Origin of the sequence: Pseudarthrobacter sp. NPDC092202 (genome assembly GCF_044755505.1) — a bacterium.
In the GTDB taxonomy this organism is placed as follows: Bacteria; Actinomycetota; Actinomycetes; order Actinomycetales; family Micrococcaceae; genus Arthrobacter.
Window position 1 is genome coordinate 213,976 of record NZ_JBIVRG010000002.1, and the last position, 25,525, is coordinate 239,500.

At 66.0% G+C, this 25,525-nt stretch carries 21 protein-coding genes; 10 read left to right on the plus strand and 11 right to left on the minus strand.

Features of this window, described 5'->3' with window-relative positions; genetic code table 11:
* Positions 1-72: 72 nt before the first annotated feature.
* Together ACIQF4_RS04370 and ACIQF4_RS04375 are read left to right on the plus strand one after the other, a co-directional pair.
* Positions 73-330 carry a type B 50S ribosomal protein L31 gene (locus ACIQF4_RS04370; RefSeq protein WP_066275740.1) on the plus strand — a complete coding sequence of 86 codons (258 nt, stop codon included), beginning with the start codon at positions 73-75 and terminating at the stop codon, positions 328-330.
* A gap of 112 nt (positions 331-442) precedes the next feature.
* Entirely contained in the window at positions 443-1,534 is a 1,092-nt protein-coding gene (locus tag ACIQF4_RS04375; protein WP_400515538.1) for a biotin/lipoate A/B protein ligase family protein, read from the plus strand.
* Position 1,535: 1 nt separating this feature from the next.
* Here ACIQF4_RS04375 and pepN read toward each other — a convergent pair whose 3' ends face one another.
* Together pepN and ACIQF4_RS04385 are read right to left on the minus strand one after the other, a co-directional pair.
* A complete protein-coding gene (gene pepN / locus ACIQF4_RS04380; RefSeq protein WP_400515537.1) occupies positions 1,536-4,175 on the minus strand; it encodes an aminopeptidase N in 2,640 nt (879 codons plus the stop codon).
* A gap of 20 nt (positions 4,176-4,195) precedes the next feature.
* Positions 4,196-5,251: a YeiH family protein gene (locus ACIQF4_RS04385; protein ID WP_400515535.1), complete on the minus strand. Its 1,056-nt coding sequence runs from the start codon at positions 5,249-5,251 to the stop codon at positions 4,196-4,198.
* A 113-nt stretch (positions 5,252-5,364) separates the two neighbouring features.
* Between ACIQF4_RS04385 and ACIQF4_RS04390 the strand changes: the two genes are divergently transcribed.
* Genes ACIQF4_RS04390 through ACIQF4_RS04400 form a run of 3 tightly spaced genes read left to right on the plus strand, consistent with a single transcriptional unit; the run spans position 5,365 to position 8,756 of the window.
* A complete protein-coding gene (locus ACIQF4_RS04390; protein ID WP_231456534.1) occupies positions 5,365-6,921 on the plus strand; it encodes a circularly permuted type 2 ATP-grasp protein in 1,557 nt (518 codons plus the stop codon).
* A 60-nt stretch (positions 6,922-6,981) separates the two neighbouring features.
* Positions 6,982-7,908, plus strand: a complete 927-nt coding sequence (locus ACIQF4_RS04395) for an alpha-E domain-containing protein (RefSeq protein WP_066275749.1) — start codon at positions 6,982-6,984, stop codon at positions 7,906-7,908.
* Positions 7,905-8,756: a transglutaminase family protein gene (locus tag ACIQF4_RS04400; protein ID WP_350003350.1), complete on the plus strand. Its 852-nt coding sequence runs from the start codon at positions 7,905-7,907 to the stop codon at positions 8,754-8,756. Before ACIQF4_RS04395 ends, ACIQF4_RS04400 begins: the two co-directional genes overlap by 4 nt.
* A 157-nt stretch (positions 8,757-8,913) precedes the next feature.
* On the opposite strand, the gene ACIQF4_RS04405 is transcribed toward ACIQF4_RS04400, so the two are convergent.
* The gene (locus ACIQF4_RS04405; RefSeq protein WP_400515533.1) at positions 8,914-9,306 is read right to left on the minus strand and encodes a hypothetical protein; all 393 of its coding nucleotides are present in this window, start codon (positions 9,304-9,306) and stop codon (positions 8,914-8,916) included.
* 286 nt (positions 9,307-9,592) lie between these two features.
* Between ACIQF4_RS04405 and ACIQF4_RS04410 the strand changes: the two genes are divergently transcribed.
* Positions 9,593-10,570, plus strand: a complete 978-nt coding sequence (locus tag ACIQF4_RS04410; protein ID WP_400515531.1) for a magnesium transporter — start codon at positions 9,593-9,595, stop codon at positions 10,568-10,570.
* A gap of 85 nt (positions 10,571-10,655) precedes the next feature.
* Here the strand turns inward: ACIQF4_RS04410 and ACIQF4_RS04415 are convergent, their stop codons facing one another.
* The 3 genes from ACIQF4_RS04415 to glgC all read right to left on the minus strand — a co-directional run bounded on the left by ACIQF4_RS04415 (position 10,656) and on the right by glgC (position 14,069).
* Positions 10,656-11,123, minus strand: a complete 468-nt coding sequence (locus ACIQF4_RS04415; protein ID WP_400515529.1) for a pyridoxamine 5'-phosphate oxidase family protein — start codon at positions 11,121-11,123, stop codon at positions 10,656-10,658.
* 15 nt (positions 11,124-11,138) lie between these two features.
* Positions 11,139-12,590 carry an SDR family NAD(P)-dependent oxidoreductase gene (locus ACIQF4_RS04420; RefSeq protein WP_400515527.1) on the minus strand — a complete coding sequence of 484 codons (1,452 nt, stop codon included), beginning with the start codon at positions 12,588-12,590 and terminating at the stop codon, positions 11,139-11,141.
* 72 nt (positions 12,591-12,662) lie between these two features.
* Positions 12,663-14,069, minus strand: coding sequence for a glucose-1-phosphate adenylyltransferase (gene glgC / locus ACIQF4_RS04425; RefSeq protein WP_400515526.1), 1,407 nt, complete (start codon positions 14,067-14,069; stop codon positions 12,663-12,665).
* A gap of 102 nt (positions 14,070-14,171) precedes the next feature.
* Here glgC and glgA point away from each other — a divergent pair, with 102 nt between their 5' ends.
* Complete coding sequence (gene glgA, locus ACIQF4_RS04430) at positions 14,172-15,377, plus strand: glycogen synthase (protein ID WP_350003343.1); 1,206 nt, start codon at positions 14,172-14,174, stop codon at positions 15,375-15,377.
* Between the two features lie 84 nt (positions 15,378-15,461).
* On the opposite strand, the gene ACIQF4_RS04435 is transcribed toward glgA, so the two are convergent.
* The gene (locus ACIQF4_RS04435) at positions 15,462-17,576 is read right to left on the minus strand and encodes an acyl-CoA dehydrogenase (protein WP_400515523.1); all 2,115 of its coding nucleotides are present in this window, start codon (positions 17,574-17,576) and stop codon (positions 15,462-15,464) included.
* Positions 17,577-17,692: 116 nt separating this feature from the next.
* The gene (locus ACIQF4_RS04440; RefSeq protein ID WP_400515773.1) at positions 17,693-18,442 is read right to left on the minus strand and encodes a TetR/AcrR family transcriptional regulator; all 750 of its coding nucleotides are present in this window, start codon (positions 18,440-18,442) and stop codon (positions 17,693-17,695) included.
* Between ACIQF4_RS04440 and ACIQF4_RS04445 the strand changes: the two genes are divergently transcribed.
* The 3 genes from ACIQF4_RS04445 to ACIQF4_RS04455 are packed head-to-tail and all read left to right on the plus strand — an operon-like array spanning position 18,441 to position 22,060.
* Positions 18,441-19,802: an acetyl-CoA C-acetyltransferase gene (locus ACIQF4_RS04445; RefSeq protein WP_400515522.1), complete on the plus strand. Its 1,362-nt coding sequence runs from the start codon at positions 18,441-18,443 to the stop codon at positions 19,800-19,802. The genes ACIQF4_RS04440 and ACIQF4_RS04445 overlap by 2 nt on opposite strands.
* Positions 19,803-19,811: 9 nt before the next feature.
* The gene (locus ACIQF4_RS04450; protein WP_400515520.1) at positions 19,812-21,152 is read left to right on the plus strand and encodes a 3-oxoacyl-ACP reductase; all 1,341 of its coding nucleotides are present in this window, start codon (positions 19,812-19,814) and stop codon (positions 21,150-21,152) included.
* Complete coding sequence (locus ACIQF4_RS04455; RefSeq protein ID WP_400515519.1) at positions 21,149-22,060, plus strand: MaoC/PaaZ C-terminal domain-containing protein; 912 nt, start codon at positions 21,149-21,151, stop codon at positions 22,058-22,060. The genes ACIQF4_RS04450 and ACIQF4_RS04455 overlap by 4 nt, the downstream gene beginning before the upstream one ends.
* A gap of 6 nt (positions 22,061-22,066) precedes the next feature.
* Here the strand turns inward: ACIQF4_RS04455 and ACIQF4_RS04460 are convergent, their stop codons facing one another.
* The 3 genes from ACIQF4_RS04460 to ACIQF4_RS04470 form a co-directional block, all read right to left on the minus strand.
* A complete protein-coding gene (locus ACIQF4_RS04460) occupies positions 22,067-23,185 on the minus strand; it encodes an aromatic acid exporter family protein (protein ID WP_350003332.1) in 1,119 nt (372 codons plus the stop codon).
* 81 nt (positions 23,186-23,266) lie between these two features.
* Positions 23,267-24,376: a serine hydrolase domain-containing protein gene (locus ACIQF4_RS04465; protein ID WP_400515517.1), complete on the minus strand. Its 1,110-nt coding sequence runs from the start codon at positions 24,374-24,376 to the stop codon at positions 23,267-23,269.
* 24 nt (positions 24,377-24,400) lie between these two features.
* Positions 24,401-25,516: a glutathione S-transferase family protein gene (locus ACIQF4_RS04470; RefSeq protein WP_350003327.1), complete on the minus strand. Its 1,116-nt coding sequence runs from the start codon at positions 25,514-25,516 to the stop codon at positions 24,401-24,403.
* Between the last annotated feature and the right edge of the window lie 9 nt (positions 25,517-25,525).

Here is a 25,525-nt window from a genome sequence, read left to right on the forward strand (position 1 = left end):
GGCGGCGCTGCTGGCCATCCCATTCATACCTGGCAGCTGGCAAAATCCAGTTGTGCGAACAAAGGTCCAATTATGAAGTCTGATATCCACCCGAAGTACGAAGCTGTTGTTTTCAACGACCTGGCTTCCGGCACGAAGTTCCTGACCAAGTCCACCGTCTCTTCCTCGAAGACCATCGAGTGGGAAGACGGCAACACCTACCCGGTCATCGATGTCGAAATCTCCTCTGAGTCGCACCCGTTCTACACGGGCAAGCAGCGCATCATGGACTCCGCAGGCCGCGTCGAGCGCTTCAACGCTCGCTTCAAGGGCTTCGGCGGCAAGAAGTAACATACTTCCGCAAGGTTCTTTTGGGAAAGCCCGCACCGGTAAACGGTGCGGGCTTTCTGCGTCCCGGCAGCCTGTTACGGTGTGCCGGCAATTCTGGGGCAGGATGGAAGGCATGACCGCCACACCCTCGCCAGCAGACCGCTCCGCCTCCCGCCGCCACGGTGAATATAAGGTACCCGGCGGCAAACTCGTGGTGGTGGACCTGGATGTTGTGGACGGCCACCTCGCCAACGTTAGCCTCAGCGGCGACTTTTTCCTGGAACCGGACGAGGCCCTCCTGGACATCAACCGGGGGCTCACGGGCCTGCCTGACACCACGACGGCGGCCGAGCTTGCCGCCGTCGTGTCTTCTTCGCTGCCCACCGGCGCTGCCCTGTTCGGCTTCTCCGCGGACGCCGTCGCCGTCACCGTCCGCCGTGCCCTGGCCAAGGCAACCTCCTGGGCTGACCACCACTGGAACGTCATTGGACCCACCGTCCTGCCCACCGAGATCAACGTGGCCTTGGACGAGGTCCTCACCGAGGAAGTCGGCGCCGGCCGACGCCATCCCACCCTCCGCTTTTGGGACTGGCAGGAGCCGTCAACGGTGATCGGCAGCTTCCAGTCCTACCGCAACGAGGTGGACCCCGGCGGCGTGGCGAAGCACGGCATTACGGTTGTCCGGCGCATCAGCGGCGGGGGAGCCATGTTCATGGAGGCCGGAAACTGCATCACGTACTCGCTGTACCTGCCGCAGACCCTCGTTGACGGGCTCAGCTTCGCGGACTCCTACCCTTTCCTTGACGCATGGGTGATGGCGGCACTGGAGAAGCTTGGCATCAACGCCTTCTACGTGCCCTTGAACGACATCGCCACGGACCAGGGAAAGATCGGCGGGGCAGCGCAGAAACGCCTAGCCAATGGCGGCATGCTGCACCATGTCACCATGAGCTACGACATCGACGCCGACAAGATGGTCGAAGTCCTGCGGATCGGCAAGGAAAAGCTCTCGGACAAGGGGACCCGCAGCGCCAAGAAACGGGTGGACCCGCTCCGGCGCCAGACCGGACTGGCGCGCACGGCCATCATCACCGCCATGGCGGACGTTTTCACGGACCGGTACGGCGCCACGCCCTCACAGCTGACGGAGAACGAGCTCGCTACCGCCCGTGAGCGGGTCGCCGGCAAATTCGGCACGGCGGAGTGGCTGCACCGGGTTCCGTGATCTAGGGAGCGGCCGGTGAGGCTTGGACGACGACGGCGGCCTGCGCGGTGAGTGCCCGCAGCAGGTGGCTGCGCTGCTCCACCATGATCCGCCGCAGGGCGCGCGGAGCATCTCTATTGGCGGCCAGCCATGCGTCCGTGCGCCGGATGACGGGGTGCCCCGCCGGGTCCATGCCCTCGGCCAGGTCCTGGCCCAGCGGGTAGAGGCCCCGGACAATCCGGCTGGCGATCTCGATGCTGCGTTCCTCCCAGACGCTGCGCAGGCACGCGAAATATGGCTCCACGAACGGCACCAGCAGATCCGGCGGCGCCGTCATGAACCCGGTGATGGTGGCGGTCAGCAGCTGGTTGGAGAGCTCGTTCCCGTGCACCGCAGCCTTCCACACTGCTGCCTTGGCGTCCGGGGCCGGGCGGGCAGCGAGCGCCGTTGCGTGGCCGGCGCGCCCGGAGGCAGTGGTGTCGCGGGCAAGCTCGGCGTCCAGTTCTTCCACTGTCGCCTCACCGTTGGCCGCCAGGGCATGCCAGAGGTGCCAGCGCAGTTCCGCATCCACGGCCAGTCCGGCCACCGGTGCCGTGCCGTCCATGAGTCCGCGCAGCCGGGACAGCATGGCGGCATCGTGCCGGCTGGCGCTGGCCAGGGTCCGAGCCCAGGCCAGCTGCTGGTCCGAGCCGGGTGCGGCCCTGTCCAGTTCGGCTGCTGCGGCTGCCAGGAACGTGGAGCGCAGGGCATCACGTTCGCCGGCCGGGGTGTAGCGTTCGACGGCGGTGCCTGCGTTGTCGAGGATATTCAGCAGGACGCCGATTCCCGTTTCAGCCGGACCGAACGCAGCCACTGCTTCAACGTAGCGCGCAGCCGGGCTTTCCCCGTCCCGGGCCGAGTTCCAGAGCGCCGTCCAGCACAGCGCCCGGGCCATGGGGTCTTCGATGCGGTTGAGGGACGAACGCACGGTTTCCTCCGACGCCGGGTCCAGCCGCACCTTGGCGTAGGTAAGGTCGTCATCGTTGACCAGCAGGAGCGCTGGCCGGGGCTTGCCGGCGAGCTGGGGGAGTTCCGTCCGGGCACCCGCCACGTCCGTCTCAAAGCTGTCGGTGCGCACCAGTGCCCCGCCGCCGTCGAAATTGTACGAACCCACGCGCAGCCGGTGCGGCCGCAGCTCCTCGCGTCCGGTGACCGGATCAATGGCGTCCTGGACGATTGCCACCCGGCCCAGCAGGCCCTCGTCGTCCGTTCCCGGAGCAATGTCCAGGGACAGCGTGGAGATGCCCGAGGTCTGCAGCCACTGCTGTGCCCAGCCGGCCAGGTCGCGTCCGGAGGAAGCACCCAGTGCCTCCAGCAGGTCGCCAAGGGTTGTGTTGCCGTAGGCGTGCTTGCGGAAGTAGTCGCGGGAGCCGGTGATGAACGCCTCGAACCCGGCGTAGGCCACCAGCTGCTTCAGCACCGAGGCGCCCTTGGCATAGGTAATGCCGTCGAAGTTCTGCTTGGCGGCTTCAAGGTCCGGGATGTCCGCCACGATCGGGTGGGTGGTGGGCAGCTGGTCCTGGACGTAGGCCCAGGCCTTGCGCTTGTTGGCGAAGTTCACCCAGGCGGTGTCCCAGTCCGTGGCGCGGTCCACGCCGAGGGTGCCCATGTAGTCGGCGAAGGATTCCTTGAGCCACAGGTCATCCCACCACTGCATGGTGACAAGGTCGCCGAACCACATGTGCGCCATCTCGTGCATCAGGGTGTTGGCCCGTCCCTGGTACTGGGCGTCGGTGGCGCGCGAGGTGAAGACGTAGCTTTCGGTGAACGTCACCAGGCCGGGGTTTTCCATGGCACCGAGGTTGTATTCGGGCACGAAGGCCTGGTCGTATTTGCCCCAGGGGTAGGGGTAGTCGAAGAGCCGGTTGAAGAAGTCCAGCCCGTTTTTGCTGAGCTGGAACAGTTCGCCGGTGTCAAAGGATTCCGCCATGGACGCCCGGCAGTACAGGGCGAGCGGCACGTCCAGGGAGGTGCCGTCGTCGAGCGTGGCCTGCCAGCGGTCCTCGGCCTTGAAGTACGGCCCGGCCAGCACGGTGGTGATGTAGGTGGACATGCGCTCCGTGGTGGCGAAGTCCCAGCGGGCGGCAGAGGGGTCGCTGGTAAGGAGGGTGCGGGCAGCTTCCGCGCCGTTGGAGGCGACCTGCCAGCCGGCCGGTGCGGTCACATGGAAGGTGTACGGGGCCTTGAGGTCGGGCTGTTCGAAATTGGCGAACACGCGGCGGGCGTCGGCGGGCTCGTACTGCGTGTACAGGTAGCACTGGCCGTCCGCCGGATCAAAGAAGCGGTGCATGCCTTCGCCGGAGCGGCTGTACAGGGCGGTGCCGGTGACCGTCACCTGGTTTTCGGGCTGCAGGTTGTCCAGCCTGATCCTGGCGCCATCGGCCACGTCCTCCACGCGGAGTTGGCGGCCGTTGAGGAACACACCGTGGACCTCGCCAATGAAGTCCAGGAACGTCGATGCGCCCGGCTGGTCGGCTGTGAAGGTGATGATGCTGCAGGTGGGATAGCCGGCCACGTCCGGATCCGCCGCCTGCCGCACGTCCAGGGATACGTCGTAACCGGTGGTGCTGATCAGGGCTGAACGGTGGGCGGCTTCGTCGCGCTGCAGATTCTCATGTGACACCCAGCTATCTAATCACGTGGTTATCCGGCGATCAGCAGGGCGGCAGCCAGCCCCAGCACGGCGATCAGGAACCATGACGCCAGTGCCGCCAGCAGCGCCCGCCCGCCGGTGTGCAGGAGCGTCCGGATCCGGACAGCGGACCCCAGGCCGAAGAGCGCTGCGCCCAGCAGGATGTCCTGGAGCGCTGCACCGGCTTCCAGCCAGCCCGCGTCCAGCCAGCCGGTGGAGCGGAGCCCCACCATCGCCATGAAGCCCAGGACGAACAGCGGCACCACCGGCGGCAGTTTCGCGTTGTCGCGGCCCGCCGGGTTCTCCGGCCGGGGGGCGTACCGGTGGTGCGCACCGGCCACTGCCGCCGCCGGTGCCAGCAGCAGCACCCGGGTGAGCTTAACCACGACGGCGATGCCCAGCGCCGCCGTCCCAGCGGTTTGCGCCGTGGCCACCACCTGGCCGACATCGTGCACTGAGGCGCCTGTCCAGGCACCGAATACGGGCGCACTGAGCTGGAGGGGATGGACCAGCAGGGGCAGGACGCCGATGGCGAGGGTCCCGCAGAGTGTCACGAGCGCCACCGGCAGGACGGTGTCCACGTGCCGGATCCGGCGGACGGCGGCCATGGCGCCGATGGCGGAGGCGCCGCAGATCGAGAAGCCAGTGGCCACCAGCAGCGAGGTCACCGGCGGCAGCCGGAACAGCCGGAAGATCAGGTAGGTGCCGCCAAAGCTGGCCGCCACCACGCCGACGATCAGGACCAGTGCCAGCCAGCCCAGGCCCAGCACGTCCATGATGCTGACTTTCAGGCCCAGGAGCACGATGCCGCTGCGCATCAGGTGCTTCCCCGCAAAGTCCAGTCCGGGCCGTGCCCTGCCGGCTGTCCACACCCCGGCGACGGGAAGGTTGGCGGCCAGGACGCCCAGGACCACGGCCAGTGTCATCGCCGGAAGCGCCGGGACCAGGCCGTGGACCAGGAAGGCTGCCGCCAGGGCGGCGGCAGCTGTGGCCAGGCCGGGCAGCAGCCTTTCCGCCCGCCCTGGGCGGCCATTGCCGGGGTTTCTGAACGATCTGCGGACTGGCACTCACCTACTGTGCCGGAAAAGCGGCGCAATGCACGAACCAGGCATGCGGCGCCAACACGCCAGAATGGATGGCAGTAATGAATTCGAAACAAAAAGATGGTTGGCTATTGGACATGTCAGACCTATTCCAGGATTACTCCGTGGCCGCCGGCCGGTCCGGAGCCTACGACGAGATGTTCGCGCCCGGGCAACAGGCCAGGGACTCGTACGGGCAGGTGGCGGACGCCCTTCGCAAGCTCTCCCTCGCGGATGTGAGCGCCCGTGCCGATTCCATGGCGCGCACCTTCCTGGACCGCGGTGTGACGTTCGACTTTGCGGGGGAGGAGCGCCCCTTCCCGCTGGACATTGTTCCCAGGGTCATTCCGGCCGGGGAGTGGGACGTGCTGGAGCGGGGCGTTGCCCAGCGTGTCCGCGCGCTGGAAGCCTTCCTCAACGATGTCTACGACAAGATGACGGTAGTGGCCGACGGTGTGATCCCCCGGCAGCTGGTGACCACCAGCGCACACTTCCACCGCCAGGTCCATGGTTTTGAACCGGCCGGCGGTGTCCGGGTCCACATTTCCGGCATCGACGTTGTCCGCGACGCCGCCGGGACCTTCCGCGTGCTGGAGGACAACGTCCGCGTCCCCTCCGGCGTGAGCTACGTCCTGGAGAACCGCCGGGCCATGGCCAAGGGCCTACCGGAGGCTTTCGGCCAGCAGCTCATCCGCCCGGTCGAGGAGTACCCCCGCCGCCTGCTCTCTGCCCTGCGCAAGACGGCGCCCTCCGGCGTCGACGATCCCACCGTCGTCGTCCTCACTCCCGGCGTGTTCAACAGCGCCTACTTTGAGCACACCCTGCTCGCAGGCCTCATGGGCGTGGAACTGGTGGAGGGCCGCGACCTCATCTGCCGCGGAAACCGCGTCTACATGCGCACTACTGCCGGCGAGCAGCGCGTGGACGTCATCTACAAGCGCATCGACGACGACTTCCTGGACCCGCTGCAGTTCCGGTCGGACTCCATGCTGGGTTGCCCCGGCCTGGTCAACGCTGCCCGGGCAGGCGGCGTCACCATCGCCAACGCCGTGGGCAACGGCGTCGCGGACGACAAACTGGTCTACAGTTACGTCCCTGACCTCATCCGCTACTACCTCAGCGAGGAACCCATCATCGCCAACGTGGACACGTACCGCCTGGAGGAGAAGGAAGCCCGCGAATACACCCTGGACAACCTGGCCGAACTGGTGGTCAAGCCGGTTGACGGCTCCGGCGGCAAGGGCCTGGTCATTGGCCCGGACGCGTCAAAGGATGAACTCGATGCCCTCCGCCAGCGGGTTATCGCCGATCCCCGCGGCTGGATTGCCCAGCCGGTGCTGCAGCTTTCAACGGTTCCCACACTGAGCGGGGACAAGTTCGGCCCCCGCCACGTGGACCTGCGGCCCTTCGCCGTGAACGACGGCGACAACGTCTGGGTGCTCCCGGGCGGGCTGACGCGCGTGGCGCTCAAGGAAGGCTCGCTGATCGTGAATTCCAGCCAGGGCGGCGGGTCCAAGGACACCTGGGTTCTGGCCGACTCGCCCCAGGTGCCGGTGGAAACCGTGCCCCGGCCGTCCATTTCCGTCCGTGAACGCGTCTCGGTATGGCCCGTTGAGAGCAACTGGCGGGACCGCCAGTCGGAGCAGCAGCAGTGAGCCGGGCCGTGACCTGGCAGTTTCCTTTTCCAGTTTCGGGCCCGCAGGAGGTAGCCGCGAATGCTTAGCCGTATTGCCGAGTCCCTATTCTGGATCGGCCGTTATGTGGAGCGTGCGGACGGTACCGCCCGCATCCTCGACGTCCACCTTGAGCGGCTCAACCACCTGCCCATGGACGAGCGCAAGAGCGTGGCCCAGGAACTTTTGGCGGTCATGGGCGCACGCCCGCAGAGCGAGGATTTCGGGCTGCCCGAGCTGCTCCATGCGCTGGCCTATGACAAGACCAGCGCCACCTCCATTGCAGGGTCCCTGGGAGCCGCGCGGGAGAACGCCCGGCGGGCCCGCGAAACCGTCTCCTCAGGGCTGTGGGAGAGCCTCAACACCACCTACTACGGGCTGAGCCAGCACCGCAAGGACGTGGTGGGCACCTACCGGTTCTGCAACTGGACGCTGGAACGGACCGCCATGGTCAGCGGCCTGGCGGATACCACCGTCAGCCATGACGAAAGCTGGCTCTTCCTGGTGCTGGGCCGGTCCCTGGAACGGGCGGATATGACCGCCCGGATGCTCTCCACCCGCGACGTGCTGTCCGCCGGAATGTCCTGGGTCAACATGCTCCGGTGCGCCGGGGCGTACGAGTCTTTCCTGCGTACCCGCCGTGCAGCCTTCGGCGACCAGCACGCCGCCGAGTTCCTGCTGCTGGACCGGCTCTTCCCGCGCTCCATCGTGTACGCCCTGCGGGACGCCGACGAGTGCCTGGCCAAGCTGGATCCTTCCGCCCAGCGCGTGGGGTTCATCAACGACGCCCGGCGGATCGTGGGCCAGGCCCGCACGTTCCTTGAGTTCCACCGGACGGATGACCTGATGTCCGAGCTCCCGGAGCACATGGAGCGTGTGCAGAAAGCCGTTGCGCAGGCGTCGGACGCCATTTCCCGTAAGTACTTCAATCAGGCGGATGAACTGGCCTGGGTGGGAGAAGTTTCATGACCCGGCTGAGCATCGTGCACAAGACGGCCTACAAGTACAACAAGCGGGTCACCCTGTCCTACAACGAGGCGCGCATGACCCCGCTCACCGACTCGCAGCAGGTGGTGCTGGAATCGGTGGTCAAGGTCTCGCCGTCGCAGGCCGCCGTCAGCACCTACCGCGACTACTGGGGTACCAGGGTCACGGCGTTCGACATGCAGATGCCGCACGAACACCTCGAAGTGGTCTCCAACATCACGGTGGAAGTCCACCGCGCCGAAAAGATCCCCGCGGAAGCGGACATTGCCGGCTGGGATGTCCTTGCTTCACCGGAGACGCTCAATACGTTCAGCGACTGGCTGCCGCAGTCCAGGCTGAGCGGCCCGGGGGACGAGGTCCTCGGCATCATCCCTGACGTGGTGGCCGGGAAAAACCCGCATGAGGCCGCCATGGCTGTGTTTGAGTGGATGCGCGGCGAGATGACCTACATGTCCGGCTCGACGGCGGTGACCACCAACGCGGAAGAGGCGTGGGGCCAGCGCCAGGGCGTGTGCCAGGACCTGGCGCACCTGGCGATCGGCGCGCTGCGCAGCTGCGGGATCCCGGCACGCTATGTGTCCGGCTACCTGCACCCGCGGTCCAGTGCCGGCATCGGCGAGACAGTGGCAGGGCAGTCCCATGCCTGGCTGGAATTCTGGGACGGCGACTGGCGCAGCTGGGACCCCACCAACCACAAGCCCGCCGGCGACTTCCACGTCACGGTGGCCCGGGGCCGGGACTACCGGGACGTGCCGCCGCTGAAGGGCATCCTGTCTGGCGGTGGGGGCTCGGCCTTGAGCGTCAGCGTGGAGATCACGCAGCTCGCCTGACCAGCGGGCCTGCCCGGTGGGCTACCACTGGGCAGTGCTCCTGTGGTGCGGGTGCCCGGTTCTTGAGAACCGGGAAACCGGGCCGGGAGCAGACATCCGCGATGAGACTGCCTCCACCCGACTAGCGATTTCGCCAGGACGGTACACAGAGTTCGCGCTACGGCCCTGTGTGAAGGACGGACCCGCCCAGGCGTTTCTGGATGAGGTCCGGGTCCTCGCTGACGACGGTCCAGTTCTTTCCAATATTGACGGCACGCTGCCCGGCCGGCTTCCAAAGATCCAGCTGCGACTGCAAGTACACGTCGTCGGTGTAGATCGCAAGGTAGGTGAACTCACCGCAGCTTGCCGAGGAGGCAGCGAACTTGGAGGGGGGCGAATCGACAACCAGCTCCGGGCATGCCAGGCCTGCAGATTCCACAGCTTCCTTCAAGTTGCCTACCGACTCAAACGTTCCGCCATCCTCCGGCGGCGGACTGAGTTCGGAAGCAGAGCATGATGCCAAGGAGAAGGCGAGAATGACTACGGCAGTGCCCATAGCGGTTCGGTTCATATCTGGTCCCCATTTCAGAAATCGTCCGCGTCGTCCCAGCCTAACCGGCCCAGGCACCCGCCGCGGCCAAGAATGGCCTTCCCCGCCGGATCGATCAGCGGCGTACCTGACAGCGCAGGTGGACCACCCCGTTCCCCTGGATCATTAAGTCAGTGACTGTTGTCTGCGTAGGGGCGATAGCATGGGCTGGTAGCACTGTACGATGCCCGCGGCGGCGGCAAGGCGTAGCTCCAGGCTCCTCTGAGGTGGCGCAGGTCTCGCGCCTAAAGCTGTCGAAGGATGTCCGATGACGATTCTCGATCCTGCCAGGTCCGACCAGTTCCGCACAGCGGCGCAGCACGCTTCATTCCATGTGCCCACAGCGCGCCGCGACGAGTTGGCCACCCACGTTCTGGACGCCATGCGTGGCCAACGCTACGACAGCGCCGCAGCGGTCGCAGTCCTTGATGGTGACCAACTGCTCGGCCTGGTCACCATCGAGAAGTTGTTCGCCGCCCCGCCTGCCACTCCGATGAGCCTGCTGATGGACGCGAACCCTCCGGTTGTCGCTGCCTCAACCGTGCAGGAGCATGCGGCCTGGAAAGCCGTCCACCACAATGAGCCCACCCTCGCCGTCATTGACAATGGCCGGTACGCCGGTCTCATACCCGCCAACGCAATGCTCGAGGTGCTGCTGACTGAGCATGACGAGGACATGGTGCGTCTGGGCGGGTTCCTGCGCTCTGCATCGCCCGCTCAGCTGACGACGGTGGAGCCGCTGCTGCGTCGCCTATGGCATCGACTTCCATGGCTGGGTGTTGGGCTCATTGGTGCGTTGCTCGCGGCCGGGGTGGTGGGCAACTTTGAGGCCGATCTGGCTGAGCACGTCCTCATCGCATTCTTTGTCCCCGGCGTGGTCTATCTCGCCGACGCGATCGGAACGCAGACGGAAGCGCTCGTCATTCGAGGCCTTTCGCTTGGTGTAGGCGTGCAGCGAATCATAGGCCGCGAGATCGCCACTGGTGTGATTCTGGGCTTGCTCCTCGGAGGGGTGTCACTGCTCATTGTGGGATCAATCTGGCAGGACTGGGCCGTGGCCCTGGCCGTCGCTCTCTCACTGCTGGCTGCCGCTTCGATCGCTACCGTCATCGCCCTGGTTCTGCCTTGGGCAATCAGCAAGCTGGGCCAGGACCCGGCCTTCGGTTCCGGGCCCCTCGCCACGGTGGTACAGGACATCCTGACCGTGACGATCTACCTTACTGTTGCCTCCGCCCTCGTGGGCTGACTTCCCGCCGCCGCGTCCGGCACCAAAGTTCGCGACAGTACCCGGCAGAGCTCAGCCACCGGCAGGTTAGGCCGCGGCAGGGGAATTACTCCTGTGCGGTCCTGACGGCGCCGCTGAGCTGGGTCCACCAGGTCATCGGCTCGGTCACCCTGAAGCGGCGGCCCGTGACGGTGTCCGGGGTGATACGCACGAACACATCCTTCTTGCCGGCCTGCCACGGGAAGAGGAAGAGCTGCGTGGTGTCCAGGACCTGTTCCGTTCCGGTGACGACGGCGGCCGTCCCCTTAACCACCACACTCCAGGCGAGCCCGGTGTCAGGATCCACCCCGTCGGCTTCCACGGCCACCGCTGCGTCTTCCGAGGCGCCGGACAGCTTGGTCCCTTCACTCGTGCGGAACACCAGGGTGCCTCCGTCCACCGTGTAGTTGATGGGGAAAATATCCGGCCGTCCCGAGACCAGGACGGCCAGCCTGCCGACGGACACGTTCCGGAGCATGGCCCAGCACTCGTGGTGTTCAAGATTCTGCACTTCAGATATCGGTTCGCCGCTCATGCCGCGAGCTTACCCTTACCAGGGGCTGGGTTTGTAGTCCTTGAGGAACACCCCGTACTGGTCCTCACCGTTCTCGCCCATGACAATGGGATCGTACACACGGGCGGCGCCGTCCACGAGGTCCAGGGGCGCGTGGAAGCCTTCCTCCATAAGCCTGACCTTGGTAAAGTGCGGACGCTCATCCGTGATCCATCCCGTGTCCACGGCGGTCATCAGGATGCCGTCGCTGTCCAGCATCTCCTGCGCGCTGGTGCGCGTCATCATGTTCAGCGCTGCCTTGGCCATGTTGGTGTGCGGGTGGCCCGGGCCTTTGTAGGCGCGGGAGAACTGGCCTTCCATGGCGGAGACATTCACGATGTACTTCCGGCGGGCGGTGGACCGTTTCATGGCCCCGCGCAACCGGCTCACCAGCAGGAACGGCGCCGTCACGTTGCAGAGCTGCACCTCAAGCATCTCCAGCGGATCCACCTCATCCACCACCTGGGTCCAGCTGTTGATCGTGGCCAGGTCCGGAACCAGGCCGCCGGCGTCGATGGCCGTTCCAGATGCGATCCGCTCCAGTGAAGCAGAACCGGTGGACAGCGCCAGGGACGTGATCGCATCTCCGGCCAGGACCGGGTGTTCTGTGACGCTGCTGGCCAGCGCCAGGGGGTGCTTGTCATGCGCGTGGCCGAACGTCACCAGTTCGGGGCCGCCGTTTGCCTGCTCCAGCGCTGCCGGCAGGGGTTCGTCCTCGGCATCCACCAACGGCTTGTACGCATTGCCGGAACGGCGGACAGTCTGGGCCGCGTTGTTGATGATGATGTCCAGCGGGCCCGCCTCATTGAGGGAATCCGTCAGAGCCATCACCTGGGCGGGGTCGCGCAGGTCGATGCCCACGATCCGGAGCCGGTGCAGCCACTCTCCGCTGTCCTCCATCGCGGCGAACCGACGGGCGGCGTCCTTGGGGAACCGCGTGGTAATGGTGGTGTGGGCACCGTCACGCAGCAGCCGGAGCGCGATATACATCCCGATTTTGGCCCGCCCGCCGGTGAGCAGGGCGCGGCGGCCGGTGAGGTCGGTGCGGGCGTCCCGCTTGCTGTGGCTGAAGGCGGCACACTCCGGGCACAGCTGGTGGTAAAACGCATCCACCTGGGTGTAGTGCTGCTTGCAGATGTAGCACGGGCGCGACCGGATGAGGTGTCCTGCCACTTTGCCGGTGGCCGAGGTGGCCAGCTTGTTTCCCCGGGTCTCGTCGTCGATGCGGTCGGGAGCGGCAGTGGCGGTCTGGGCGAGGACTGCCCGGTCCGCCTCGGAAATCAGGTCACGCTTGGTGACCCGCCGGTGCCTCTTGACGGCCTTGAACATCTTCCCCGTGGCACGCCGCACCGAGATATAGTCCGGGTGCTCCTCGTCATAGGCGTGGATGGTGTTCAGGACCTTAAGGCAGGCCTGGATTTCCTCAGGGGTCAGATCGGGGGAGCTCACTGTACCGATTTTACAGCCTGGGACACGGCCGGCCGCACCTGTGCAGGCGGGCCGGCCCTCCGGGTTAGGGCGCTAGATCCTGGCGCCGGGTGCGGCGTCGGCAGCGGCCGCAGCGTGTGTCTCGGCCACCCTGTCCACGGATTCCTGCAGGTCGGGATGCTGGCCGGCAGCTGCCTTTACTGCGTTCGGGACGAGGTGGAGGTTCCGGGCAGCAAGCTGCCGTTCGTCGTCGGTCGGTTCGGGTACGGTCTGCCCCTTGGAGAGGACCGTGATGCCGGACTCGGTGACCTTGAAGCCGCGGGCACGGTCCAGGTCCGCGTCCAGTCCGATCGCCGCACCTGCCGGCACCTTGACGTTCTTGTCGATGATGGCCCGGTTCACCACGGCGCCCTCGCCGATCTGCACCTTGTCCATCAGGACGGAGTCGATAACCCGGCTGCTGGTGGCCACGTAGACGTCGTTGGACAGGACGGAGCCCTCCACGATGCCGCCGGAAATCACTACGCCGCTGGAGACGATCGAGTCCAGGGCGGTGCCCACCGTGTTGTTCTGGCCGCGCACGAACTTTGCGGGCGGTGAGATGCTCTGCCTCGTGTAAATGGGCCACTCGGAGTTGTAGAGATTGAAGACAGGAAGCGGGGAGATAAGGTCCATGTGGGCGTCGTAGAACGAATCGATGGTGCCCACGTCCCGCCAGTAGGTGCGGTCACGCTCGGTGGAGCCGGGGATGTCGTTGAGGGTGAAGTCGTACACGTCGGCTTCGCCCTGGTTGACGAAGTAGGGGATGATGTCCCCGCCCATGTCGTGCTTGGTGTCCAGCCGCTCGGCGTCGACGTGGAGGGCGGCCACCAAAGCGTCGGCGTCAAAGACATAGTTGCCCATGGAGGCCAGGAACTGCGAGGGATCGGCGGCGAGGCCCGGAGTGCTTGAGGGCTTTTCCACGAACGCCGAAATCTTCTGCGGGTTGTCCTGGTCCACCTCGATCACGCCAAACTGGTCCGCCATGTGCAGGGGCTGCCGGACGGCGGCAACCGTTGCCTTGGCGCCGCTGTTGACGTGCTGTTCCACCATCTGGGCGAAGTCCATGCGGTAGACGTGGTCTGCGCCGACAACCACCACGATGTCCGGGTTGGCGTCGTGGATCAGGTTCAGGGACTGGTAGATGGCGTTGGCGCTGCCCAGGAACCAGCTCTTGCCCACGCGCTGCTGTGCGGGGACGGAGGCGACATAGTTCCCGAGCTGGGTGGACATGCGCCAGGCTTCTGAAATATGCCGGTCGAGGCTATGGGATTTGTATTGGGTGAGGACCACGATTTGCAGGTAGCGCGAATTCACCAGGTTGGAAATCGCAAAATCGATCAGGCGGTAGCTCCCGGCGAAGGGTACAGCAGGTTTGGCCCGGTCTGCCGTCAATGGCATCAGTCTGTTTCCCTCGCCACCCGCGAGGACAATGGCCAGGACTTTTTTGTTCAACGGCATGATGGTCGCTCCTGTACGCCTTCGTAACTCCCCAAGACAGTCCGGTAGGCCCGGACCCCTTCACACTAGAACAGTTAAGCGGGAAGGACTACCTTGGGTCTTGTGCGTATAGACATTGTGACCAAAGAGTTCCCGCCGGAGATCTACGGTGGCGCCGGAGTCCACGTGGCCGAATTGAGCAGGGTGCTTAGCAAGCACGTTGACCTGCAGGTTCGTGCTTTTGGGGCTCCCCGCGACACCGACTATCATGGCGCCACCGTGACGTCCTACCAGGTGCCGGAGGACCTTGGCGGAGCGAACGCCGCAGTCCAGACCCTCGGCGTGGACCTTCGGATTGTGCCGGACGTGGAAGGCGCGGACCTGGTCCATTCGCATACGTGGTACGCCAACATGGCAGGGCACCTGGCCTCCCTGCTGCACGGCATCCCGCACGTCCTGAGCGCCCACAGCCTGGAGCCCCTGCGGCCCTGGAAGGCGGAGCAGCTCGGCGGCGGGTACGCGCTTTCGTCCTGGGTGGAGAAAACGGCGTATGAGGCAGCGGCAGCCATCATCGCCGTTTCTGAGGGTATGCGCCAGGACATCCTGCGCAGCTACCCGGACGTCGATCCGGAAAAGGTCCGGGTGGTCCACAACGGCATCGACGTTGAGCTGTGGCAGCGTGACGAGAATGACGACGCCGTCCGCTCCCTGGGCATCGACCCCGCAAAGCCCAGCGTGGTCTTTGTGGGCAGGAACACCCGCCAGAAGGGCGTGCCCTACCTTCTCCGTGCAGCAGCGAAGCTTCCTGCCGACGTCCAGCTGGTCCTCTGCCTGGGCGCTGCGGACACGCCCGAACTTGCTGCCGAAACGGCACGGCTCATTGAGGAACTGCAAAGCCAGCGGACCGGCGTAGTGCTCATTGAGCGCATGCTGCCCCGCCACGAGCTGATCCAGGTGCTCAGCCACGCCACCGCCTTCGCCTGCCCCTCCATCTACGAGCCGCTCGGCATCGTCAACCTGGAGGCCATGGCGTGTGGCGCGGCGGTGGTGGCCAGCGCCACCGGCGGTATCCCGGAGGTGGTGGAACACGGCCGGACCGGACTCCTTGTTGACCTTGAGCAGGTCACCGACGGCACGGGGACGCCCCTCGATCCGGAGAAATTCGTGACCGAATTCGCGGCAGCGCTCACCGAAGTGGTCTCGGACCCGGAGCGCGCCCGCGCCATGGGCCAGGCCGGCCGGCTGCGTGCCGAGAAGCACTTCTCCTGGGAGTCCATCACCGAGACCACCCTCGAGGTGTACCGCTCCGTTCTTCCCGCCCGGAGCTAGCTGTCCTTCCCAAAATGACGACGACGGCGCCGCTTCCCTCGCAAGGGGAGCGGCGCCGTCGTCATTTATGATGCGAGGGGACGGTCAGCTGCGTTTCGCCGCGGCGGTCCTGGCGAGCAGCACCTTCTCGTCCACAGGGGCCTGGCCGCTGGCCCGCTGGCTGCGGAAGTACGCACGCGCCTCATCCTGGCGCCCCTTTTCGGCGCCCGTGGCCACTGCGGCGCGCACGTGCTCATCTCCGTAGCCGAACGCTTCCACGAGGTCCAGCGCATGCGGCCGGATCTTCACCAGCAGCCTGTTGATGTACTCGCCCACCGTACGGCCCCGCTGCATGGAGAGACGCCCGTTCATGAGGTACCAGGACAGGTTTTTTTCGATCAGCGAGAGGCCGAAGAGGTCCCGCAGCCAGGTCAGGACCAACCTGGTGCCGGGATCCTCCACCTCGCGGAGCGCGTCCGTGAAGGCTTCCCACTGCAGCAGCTCGGCGTGCGCCTGCGCCGCGTCGATGAGCTCGTTCTGGTGCCGGTTGAACAGCGCGGCACCCTTCTCCTGCGAGAGCCTGTTGCTGCCCCGGAGCGAGCCCGCTGCCTCCGCGACCATGGTCTGCACCCGGTCAGTGAGCAGCGCGCGCTGGCCTTCCTCGTCGCGCAGGGCGATGGCCGCCCGCTGCACGGAACCGGTGTCGGCCATGAACTGGGCAACCTGGCGTAGGCCGGTCCGGTGGATTGCGGCGCCGGTGGCCTGGCCCACCACGTAGCGGGCCAGGACACCGAAGTCCACGTTCCGGAACTCCTTGGCGTAGTCAGCCAGCAGGCGCTTCGCCACCAGCTGCAGAAGCACGGTGTTGTCACCTTCGAATGTGGCATAGACGTCCAGGTCCGCGCGCAGCGAGGCGAAACGGTTTTCGATCAGGAAGCCGGCACCGCCGCAGGCTTCCCGGCATTCCTGCAGGGTGTCCAAAGCATGCCATGTGCTCAGCGCCTTGAGTGCGGCAGCGAGGGTTTCCAGGTCCTGGCGGTCCTCGTCCGTGTCGTGGGCGCCCGAAAAAACGTCGTCGAACTTCTGCAGCAGTTGCTCATGGGCGAACCCGGCGGCGTAGGTGGTGGCGAGGCGCGTGAACAGGCGCCGCTGGTGCCGCTGGTAGTCGAGCAGGACTTCCTCGTCGGTGTGCGAGGAGGCGTTGAACTGGCGGCGTTCAGTGGCATATCCGATGGCCGCTTTCAGCGCCACTTTGGAGGCCGCCACAGCAGCGCCGTCCAGCGATACCCGCCCCTGCACCAGTGTGCCGAGCATGGTGAAGAACCGGCGGCCAGGGCTGGCAATGGGGGATGAATAGGTCCCGTCAGGAGCAACGTCACCGTAGCGGTTGAGGAGGTTTGTCCGGGGGATCCGGACGTTGGTGAAGTGCAGCCGTCCGTTGTCGATGCCGTTGAGACCGCCCTTGATGCCGTCGTCCTCGCCCCCGATACCCGGCAGGAACTCCCTGGTCTCCGGGTCCCTGAGGTCCACGTAGAAGGCGTGGACGCCATGGTTTACCCCGCGGGTGACAAGCTGGGCGAACACAACGGCGCCGAATCCGTCGGTGGCGGCGTTGCCGATGTAATCCTTCCAGGCGGCGCGGAAGGGGGTGTGGACCACGAACTCCTCTGTTGAGGGGTCGTAAGTGGCGGTGGTCGCAATGCTGGCCACGTCCGAGCCGTGACCCGTTTCAGTCATGGCGAAGCAGCCGGGAATGTCCAGGTTCATGATGCCGGGAAGCCAGGCGGCATGGTGTTCGGCAGTGCCGAGGTGCATGACCGCGGAGCCGAAGAGGCCCCACTGCACCCCGGCCTTGATCTGCAGCGAGGGATCGGCCACCACAAGCTCCTCGAAGCCGGCGATGTTGCCGCCGTGGTCATCGGAGCCGCCCAGCGCTGCCGGGAACGCGCGGTGGACGGCTTCATTCTCCACCAGGTACCGCAGCTGTCCGAAGACCCTTTTCCTGTGCTCGGTGTGCGTCAGGCCCTCGATTTTGTGGAGCTCGGGCCGGGCGGCAAGCTCCCGGGCCTGGAGCCGGACATCGGCCCACTTGCCCAGCAGTTGCCGGCCGAGCGCTTCCACGTCGACGGCGGGCTGGACCCGGGAAGGGCCCGGCGCGGTCTTGTTTGGGGCAGCGGGGCGCTGCCCTTTGCCGGCGGGACGGTCCACTACTTCAGTCATGTCAATGTCCTTCGTTGGTGCTGACAGTGCTTTGTGGTTTCGGTGATTGGTTGGGTTGGGTGCCTGGCTGGTTCACGGATTAGGGTTGCCGGGCGCTCTGTTGGCGGCAGTGCCGGTCATCCGCGTGGTGCGGGCGAGAGCTCAGGGGCGATTCCTACGCAAAGCCAGGCCGTGATTTGCCGTGCCATCGCCTCCTGCCCGGGCTTGGCGGGGGAGTCCGGAGTGCTGAGCCATTGTTCCCCGGCGTTCCTTACCAGGCCGATCGCCGCCTTGGGCCAGTAGCCGATGACCGCCTGCTTATCATCGCCAAGGTGCGACCTCATGGGGGTGGCGATCATGTCAGCTACGGCGTCAAAGAAGTGCCCGAGCGCCCCGGACACTGCGCCGGAGGGCCCCTCCGGATCGCCACTGCCGTACCGGGTGACAAAGGTGTAGACGTTGTGGCTGGTGTCAGCCATCTGGAGGTAGGCCGAGACCATGGCCAGGAGGCCTTCGCGTGGCGTGTCCGCGTTCTGGGCGGCTTCCTGGATCCGGCGTTGCATCTGGCTCAGGACAACTTCGCCCACCGCCTGCTGGAGCCCGGCTTTGTCGCCGAAGTAGCGGTAGAACACGGACTTCGAAGTGCCGGCCGCGGCAGCGATTTCTTCCATGGAAGCGTCGCTGCCCAGCTTGTGCACTGCCCGCCGGGCGGACTTGATCAGCTCCCGGCGGCGTTCCTCCCGGTGGCTTTGCCAGCGCGAAGAGCGGCCGTCGGGACTGCCGGGTGCAGGCTGCAGTACAGGACCGGTTTCGTGGTTGTTCACGATACTCAGCGTATCAGGTACGCTGGGTATCGGTAACCGCACGTGACCCGAGGAGATATCCATGTCCATTGACGGACAGTCCACCGCTGGACCCGAAGAAGCAGGCAGCATGAATGCCGGGGCCCCCGGCCTCCGCAGGGCGGTGATTGTCGGAGGAAACCGGATTCCGTTTGCCCGTGCCGGCGGTGCCTATGCAAAGTCCTCCAACCTGGACATGCTGACGGCGGCCCTGGACGGTCTCATCGCCAGGTTCGGCCTGCAGGACGAGCGCATTGGGGAAGTGGCTGCTGGGGCGGTCCTCAAGCACTCCCGGGACTTCAATCTCACCCGCGAAGCAGTACTGGGTTCCGCGCTCTCGGCCGAGACTCCTGCCTACGACCTGCAGCAGGCGTGTGCCACAGGCCTGGAGACCGTCGTTGGCCTGGCGAACAAGATCAAGCTGGGACAGATCGACTCGGCAGTGGCCGGCGGAGTGGATTCGGCCTCTGACGCCCCCGTTGTGGTCAGTGAGGGCCTCCGCGAAGTGATCCTGGACCTCAACCGGACCAAGACGCTTCCACAGCGGTTGCAGGTCCTCAGCCGGCTGCGGCCCAAGGACCTGGCCCCGTTGGCTCCCGGTACAGCCGAGCCCAGGACCGGCCTGTCCATGGGGGAGCACCAGGCGCTGACCACATCCCAGTGGAAGATTTCGCGCGAGGCGCAGGATGAGCTGGCCTACAACAGCCACAGGAACCTCGCCGCCGCATACGACTCCGGTTTTTTTGATGACCTCCTCACGCCTTACCGTGGCCTTTCACGCGACGGCAACCTCCGCGCCGATACATCGCTCGAAAAGCTCGCCACGCTGAAACCGGTCTTCGGCAAGAACCTTGGTGCCGACGCCACCATGACTGCCGGCAACTCCACACCGCTGACGGACGGGGCCTCAACTGTCCTGTTGGCTTCCGAGGGTTGGGCGGATGCCCGCGACCTGCCCAAGCTCGCGGCCGTGGTGGACGCCGAGGCTGCCGCCGTCGACTTTGTCCATGGCAAGGATGGCCTGCTGATGGCCCCCGTGTTTGCCGTGCCCAGGCTCCTGGCCCGGCAAGGCCTCACGCTTGCGGACATCGACTTCTTCGAAATCCATGAAGCGTTTGCCGCCACTGTCCTCAGCACGCTGGCGGCCTGGGAGGACGAGGAATTCGGCCGGACCCGGCTTGGCCTGGACGGAGCCTTTGGCAGCGTCGACCGTTCGCGCCTGAACGTCAACGGCTCATCCCTGGCCGCCGGCCATCCCTTCGCCGCCACCGGTGGCCGGATTGTTGCCTCCCTGGCCAAGCAGCTCCACGCCAAAGGCAGCGTGGACGGCCAGCCGGCACGCGGCCTGGTCTCGGTCTGCGCCGCCGGCGGCCAGGGCGTCGTCGCAATTCTCGAATCACTGTAGGGGGCCCCGATGACAGACAAATATGCACAACTGGTGCACCACGGCATTGGCAGGGATGTGGCCAGGAAACTAGGACTGCCCCAGCCTGCCGTTCTGCGCCGATACCAGCCCGGGCAGCCCCTGATCACGGGCCCCGTGCTCGTTCAGGGGAATACCGCCGAGGCAGACAACCTGGCCGCCGAACTGCTCTCGTGGGAGCTCGATGTCCGGCGGCATGCGGTACCCCGCGAAAAACTGGGTGCCATCATCCTGGTCCTGGACGACGTGGCCAGCCCCGCTGATCTTGAAAAACCAATCCTCACGGCGGCAGCCTCACTGCGGGACCTGGCCCCCGGCGGCCGGGTGGTCACAGTCTCCCGGCCGGCATCAGAGGCAGATTCTCCGGCAGCCGCCGCTGCCCGGCAGGGAATTGACGGGTTCCTGCGCTCGCTGGCCAAGGAACTGCGCGCCGGCGCCACCGGCAATGGCGTCGTCCTCCGCGAAGGCGTCCAGGCAACGAGCGCAGGCTCCCTGGCCGCCCTCCGGTTCTTCCTCTCGGGCCGTTCGGCCTTCGTGGACGGGCAATTCATCACCGTGTCCAGCACCGCCGGAGAACTCCCCGGCGACGTTGACCAGCCGCTGGCAGGCAAGATTGCCGTTGTCACCGGGGCTGCCCGCGGCATCGGCGCAGCCATTGCCCGCACACTGCACCGTGACGGCGCAAGGCTCATCCTCGTGGACGTCCCCGCCGCCGGCGACCAACTGGCGGCCGTGGCGAACGAAGTCCGGGGGACAGCCCTGCAGCTTGACATCAGCAGGGATGACGCCGGGCACCGGATCATCGCGCACGCGGCGCAGCGCCACGGACGCCTCGACGTCATGGTCCACAACGCGGGCATCACCCGGGATAAGCTGCTCGCCAACATGGACCACGCGAAGTGGAGCTCGGTGATCGGCATCAACATCACCGCTCAGCTCCGGATCAACGAAGCCCTGCTTGCGTCCGAACACTTCCGGGAATCCCCGCGTATTGTGTCAGTGGCCTCTACCAGCGGTATCGCCGGCAACAGGGGGCAGACCAACTACGCGGCGTCCAAGGCAGGGGTAATGGGAATGGTCAGGGCCAGCGCTCATCTCCTGGCCGCGCACGGGGGAAGCATCAATGCCGTGGCCCCCGGCTTCATCGAAACCGAAATGACGGCGCGGATCCCCTTCGCAATGAGGGAGATCGGACGGCGGCTGAACTCCTTGCAGCAGGGCGGCCAGCCAGCCGACGTTGCTGAAGCCATCGCGTTCCTGGCCAGCGACGCCGCGGCAGGGATCAACGGGGAGGTCCTGCGGGTATGCGGGCAGAACATGGTGGGGGCATGACGTCCGCCCAGCCCGTCATATTGGGGGAGATGCCGTCGCTGTCGAAGCTGTACGTCAATGCAGCAGCGCAGGCCGCCCGCCGCCGGCTGTTGGGCACCCACGACGGAACGGCTCTTCCGGGCGAGAGCCATGAAGTGCGGGGAGTCGCCGTTGATGTTGCCACCCTCACCGCCTACCAGCACCTTATCGGCGAAACAGCCAGTGACGTGCTGCCTGCAGGGTTCGTCCACGCACTTGCCTTTCCCCTGGCCATGAGCGTGATGAACAGGGACGATTTTCCGCTGCCGTTGCTCGGCATGATCCACCTCCGCAACAGCGTGGAGCAGCGAATCCCCGTTGTCTTCAGCGACGCCCTGGACATCACCGCCAGGGTGGAGAACCTGCGCGGGCACCGTGCAGGCACGCAGGTGGACGTCATCGCCGAGGTCCGCCGGGCCGGGACAGCTGAAATCTGCTGGCTTGGGATTTCCACCTACCTGGCCAAGGGAGTCTTCCTTCCGGGTATTGATAAACCTTCGCAGGCCCCTGCCCGGGCCGACTTCAAGGCACCTGACCCCACGGCCCTTTGGCAACTCGGCGTTGATACCGGGCGGGCTTACGCTGCGGTATCAGGCGACTTCAACCCCATCCACCTGAGCGTTCTCTCGGCCAAGGCATTGGGAATGCGGCGGTCCATAGCGCACGGGATGTACCTTGCCTCGCGGGCGCTCGCGGACGTGGGCGCGTCCCGTGGCGACTCCTTCGCCTGGGATGTGGACTTTGATGCCCCTGTGTTTCTTCCCTGCAGGGTTGCCTTGGAGATCAAAACGGAGGAGGGTCCTGCAGGAGCCTGGGGCCGGTCCGACTTCGTGGCTTGGAATCCCCGGTCAGGCCGGCGCCATTTCCACGGTTCAGTGAGTGCCCTGTAGCCTTACTCAGCCGGCCGTCCGGACAGCCCGCAGGATCCGGTGGAGGCTCAGGAGGACGGATTCGGATGCGGGAACCATTCCCTGGTCAGGCTGCCTCCCGGCGGTGGACGCGATGCACGCTTCCACCGCCGTCTTTGCCGCCTCGAGCTGCTCCTCCTGCTTGGCCGGGTCATCCTCGCTGAACGAGCGCAAAAGTTCACCGGTTGACTTCAGGGCATCAGCCAGCGGCTCATTATCCTGCAGCGGAACCCCGTACGGCACGTCGCTCTCATAGATGACATCCGAGAGCACGTCCGTTATGTCCTGGATGTGGAAGGTCACGCGTTCCAGTTCGCGCAGGTTGCGGTAGTCAAGGTCAACGTCGCGGGGGTGGAGTTTGCGCCGCGGGTTTGCCCTGCGGCTCGCGTCCGCCTCCTTGACCAGATGCCGGACGGAGCGTGCGGCCGCTGAAAGCTCGTCCGAACGGCGCGACCAGTCCTCGTGTTTGGGGGGCCACTCTTCCAGAAGCGCTTTGCCCATGTCCGTGAGCTGTTTGCCGAGCGCGATGCGCAATTCGTCCAGGCTGGCTGCCGCGGCATTGAAGTGCAGCGGCGGAAAGATCAGGAAATTGACGCCGATACCCACGGCGACTCCCACACCCATCTGCAGGAGGTAGCCGAACGAAAAATCGTCCGGATCACTGCCGCCGACCAGCAGGACAAGCAGCGCCGCCGTCGGAATCCAGTCACTGCCCTTGCCAATTCCCGGAAGGCCGCCCAGCAGGACGCCGATGCCCATGATCAGTGCCACGGCAAGGGGGGATGGATCAGTCACGTTCACCAGCACGAACGCAAGGCCGATTCCCATGGCCAAGCCGGCAAGGGCCTGCATTCCCTGCTTAACTGAACCGGCAACGTTGTGGTACATGGCCACCAGCGCGCCCAGCGGCGCGTAGTAGGGGTAATTGGCTGCCGCGCCCGGCATCAGCGGGGCGATAAGGAAGGCTAGCCCCGCAGCAATTGCAGCCTTCGCCGCCAGTTGGAGCCGTTGCGTTGCAAAGGCCGCAGACAGCCCCGATACCGCCTGTTTGAGAAATTGGGTCCCGCCGGCCCAGCGGGCATCCGGGCGTACTTGAGGCTTGGTCATCAGCACAACGTTACGGGCGACCTGACGCTGGGGACAAAGCTGCTGGTCAGGCGTCCGCCCCGGGCGCGGGGACAGGACCGTTTAGGACAAAGCGGCCGCGGCACGGCGTACTTCGGCAGCGAGGCGGTGAGCCCGCCCTGGTGTCCGTCCGTCCTCCTGCCGCTGCGGGATGTAGCCGAAGCCGAGGCCGTAGGCCGGGTCCGCGAACGCGAGCGCGGCGTTGGCCCCCTCATGCCCGAACGCGCGGTGGCTGCCGAAGTTCCGGGACGGGTGTGGCTTCATGAAGACGACGGCGAACGCGTTGTCCAGGCCGGAGGAACGGTCAAGGCCCCACACCTGTTCCCGGGCCATGAGGTCAACGGTCGCAGCGTCCAGGAATGGTGTGCCTCCATCTATGCCCGTGGTGGCCGCCGCGTAGAGGCAGGCCAGGCCCTCAGCGGTTCCCACCCCTCCTGCCGCCGACATGCCGGCCGCCCGGACAGAGCGGATGTTGGGAAGTTCCATGATGTTGCTGACTGGGGCATTGCTGTTCATGCCTTCGAGGCTGAGCGGATCGAGCCAGGGCTGCTCCGGGCCGGCCGAATAGAGGACGTTCCTGTAGCGGGATTCCTGATCCTCCGGCAGTCCGAGGAAAAAATCGATGCCCAGCGGACCCCGAATCCGCCGCTCAAAGGCCTCCTGCAGCGTTTCACCGGCAGTGCGGCGGCACAGTTCCTCCATGATGATCCCGATGGTCAGCGCGTGGTAGCCGAACTGCGTGCCGGGCTCCCACGCCGGGACTGCTGCGGCGAGCCGGGCAGCGGCGGCGGCAGTGGTGAATTCATCCAGGGCGAAGCCGCCTTCGATGCCCATAAGCCCGGCCTGGTGGGACAAAGCCTGCCTGACCAGGAGCCGGTTTTTTCCATGCACTCCGAATTCAGGCCAGTAATGCGCCACCGTTTGGTCCAGGTCCAGCAGGCCGTCCTGCACCAGCAGCCCGATCACCATAGCGGCCACCCCTTTGGAACACGAGTACGCTCCCGTCACGGAGTCGGGAGCCATGCCGGGCCCGCCGGAAAGCCCCACTACCTGGATACCATCCTGGTAGGCGGCCAGCTGCCCGCTGTACTGCGGGTCCTCTTGCAGGAATGAGTCGAACAGTTCCAGGACGGCGCCGTATCCGGGCGCCACAAAGCCAAGTGATGTCTGCATGGCGCAAGTCTAGCCGGAAAGCGTTTACCGGCCTGGCTCCGCTTGGGGTTTGGGAGCGGCCCCGTGGCCGGGAGATACTTCCTCCCCTTCCTTGACGGGTCCGGGAGGTGTGCCGTCACCAAAGGGCCGGCCACCCAGCGATTCCCGGCCATGGGCTTCCAGCCAGCCGCCCAGGTCCGGACCCGCAGGGACGATGCCGGTGGGGTTTATGTCCTCATGGACGATGTAGTAGTGCTGCTTGATCTGCACGAAGTCGGTGGTATCCCCGAAACCGGGGGTCTGGAAGAGATCCCGCGCATAGCCCCAGAGTGCGGGCATTTCGGCGAGCTTCTGGCGGTTGCATTTGAAGTGGCCGTGGTAGACGGCGTCGAAGCGCGCCAGCGTGGTGAACAGCCGCACGTCCGCTTCCGTGATGGTGTCACCAACCAGGTAGCGCTGCCGCGAGAGCCGGTCTTCGAGCCAGTCCAGTGCGGACCACAACCGCGCGTAGGCGGCGTCGTAGGCTTCCTGGGACCCGGCGAAGCCGCAGCGGTACACCCCGTTGTTGACCTCGGTGAACACGCGCTTGTTGACCTTGTCGATCTCATCCCGAAGTGCCTCCGGGTACAGGTCCGGCGCTCCCGGCCGGTGGAACTGTGTCCATTCGGTAGCGAAGTCCAGGGTGATCTGCGGGAAGTTGTTGGTTACCACGGCGCCGCTGGCCACGTCCACGATTGCGGGGACGGTAATGCCCCGCGGGTAGCCAGGGAAACGCCTGAAGTAGGCATCCTGCAGTCTTTCGATACCCAGGACCGGGTCCACCCCTCCGGGGTCGAGGTCAAAGGTCCATGAGCGCGCATCGTGGGTGGGGCCGGGCTGTCCCAGGGAAATGGCGTCCTCCAGGCCGAGCAGGCGCCGGACGATGACGGTCCTGTTGGCCCAGGGGCACGCCCGTGCGGCGATCAGCCGGTACCGGCCCGCCTCCACGGGCCAGCCGGGTTCGCCCTTGGAGCCCGGGGTGGCATCCCTGGTGATGCGGTCCTCGATGTAATTGGTATCACGGTTGAATTCCGCGCCGCCGGTGACGTAGGCGCCCCGGGTGCTGTGCTCTGTGCCGCCTGCCCCGGTGGCTTGCTGCGTGGTGTCGGTTTCCTGGCTCATGGGACCAGC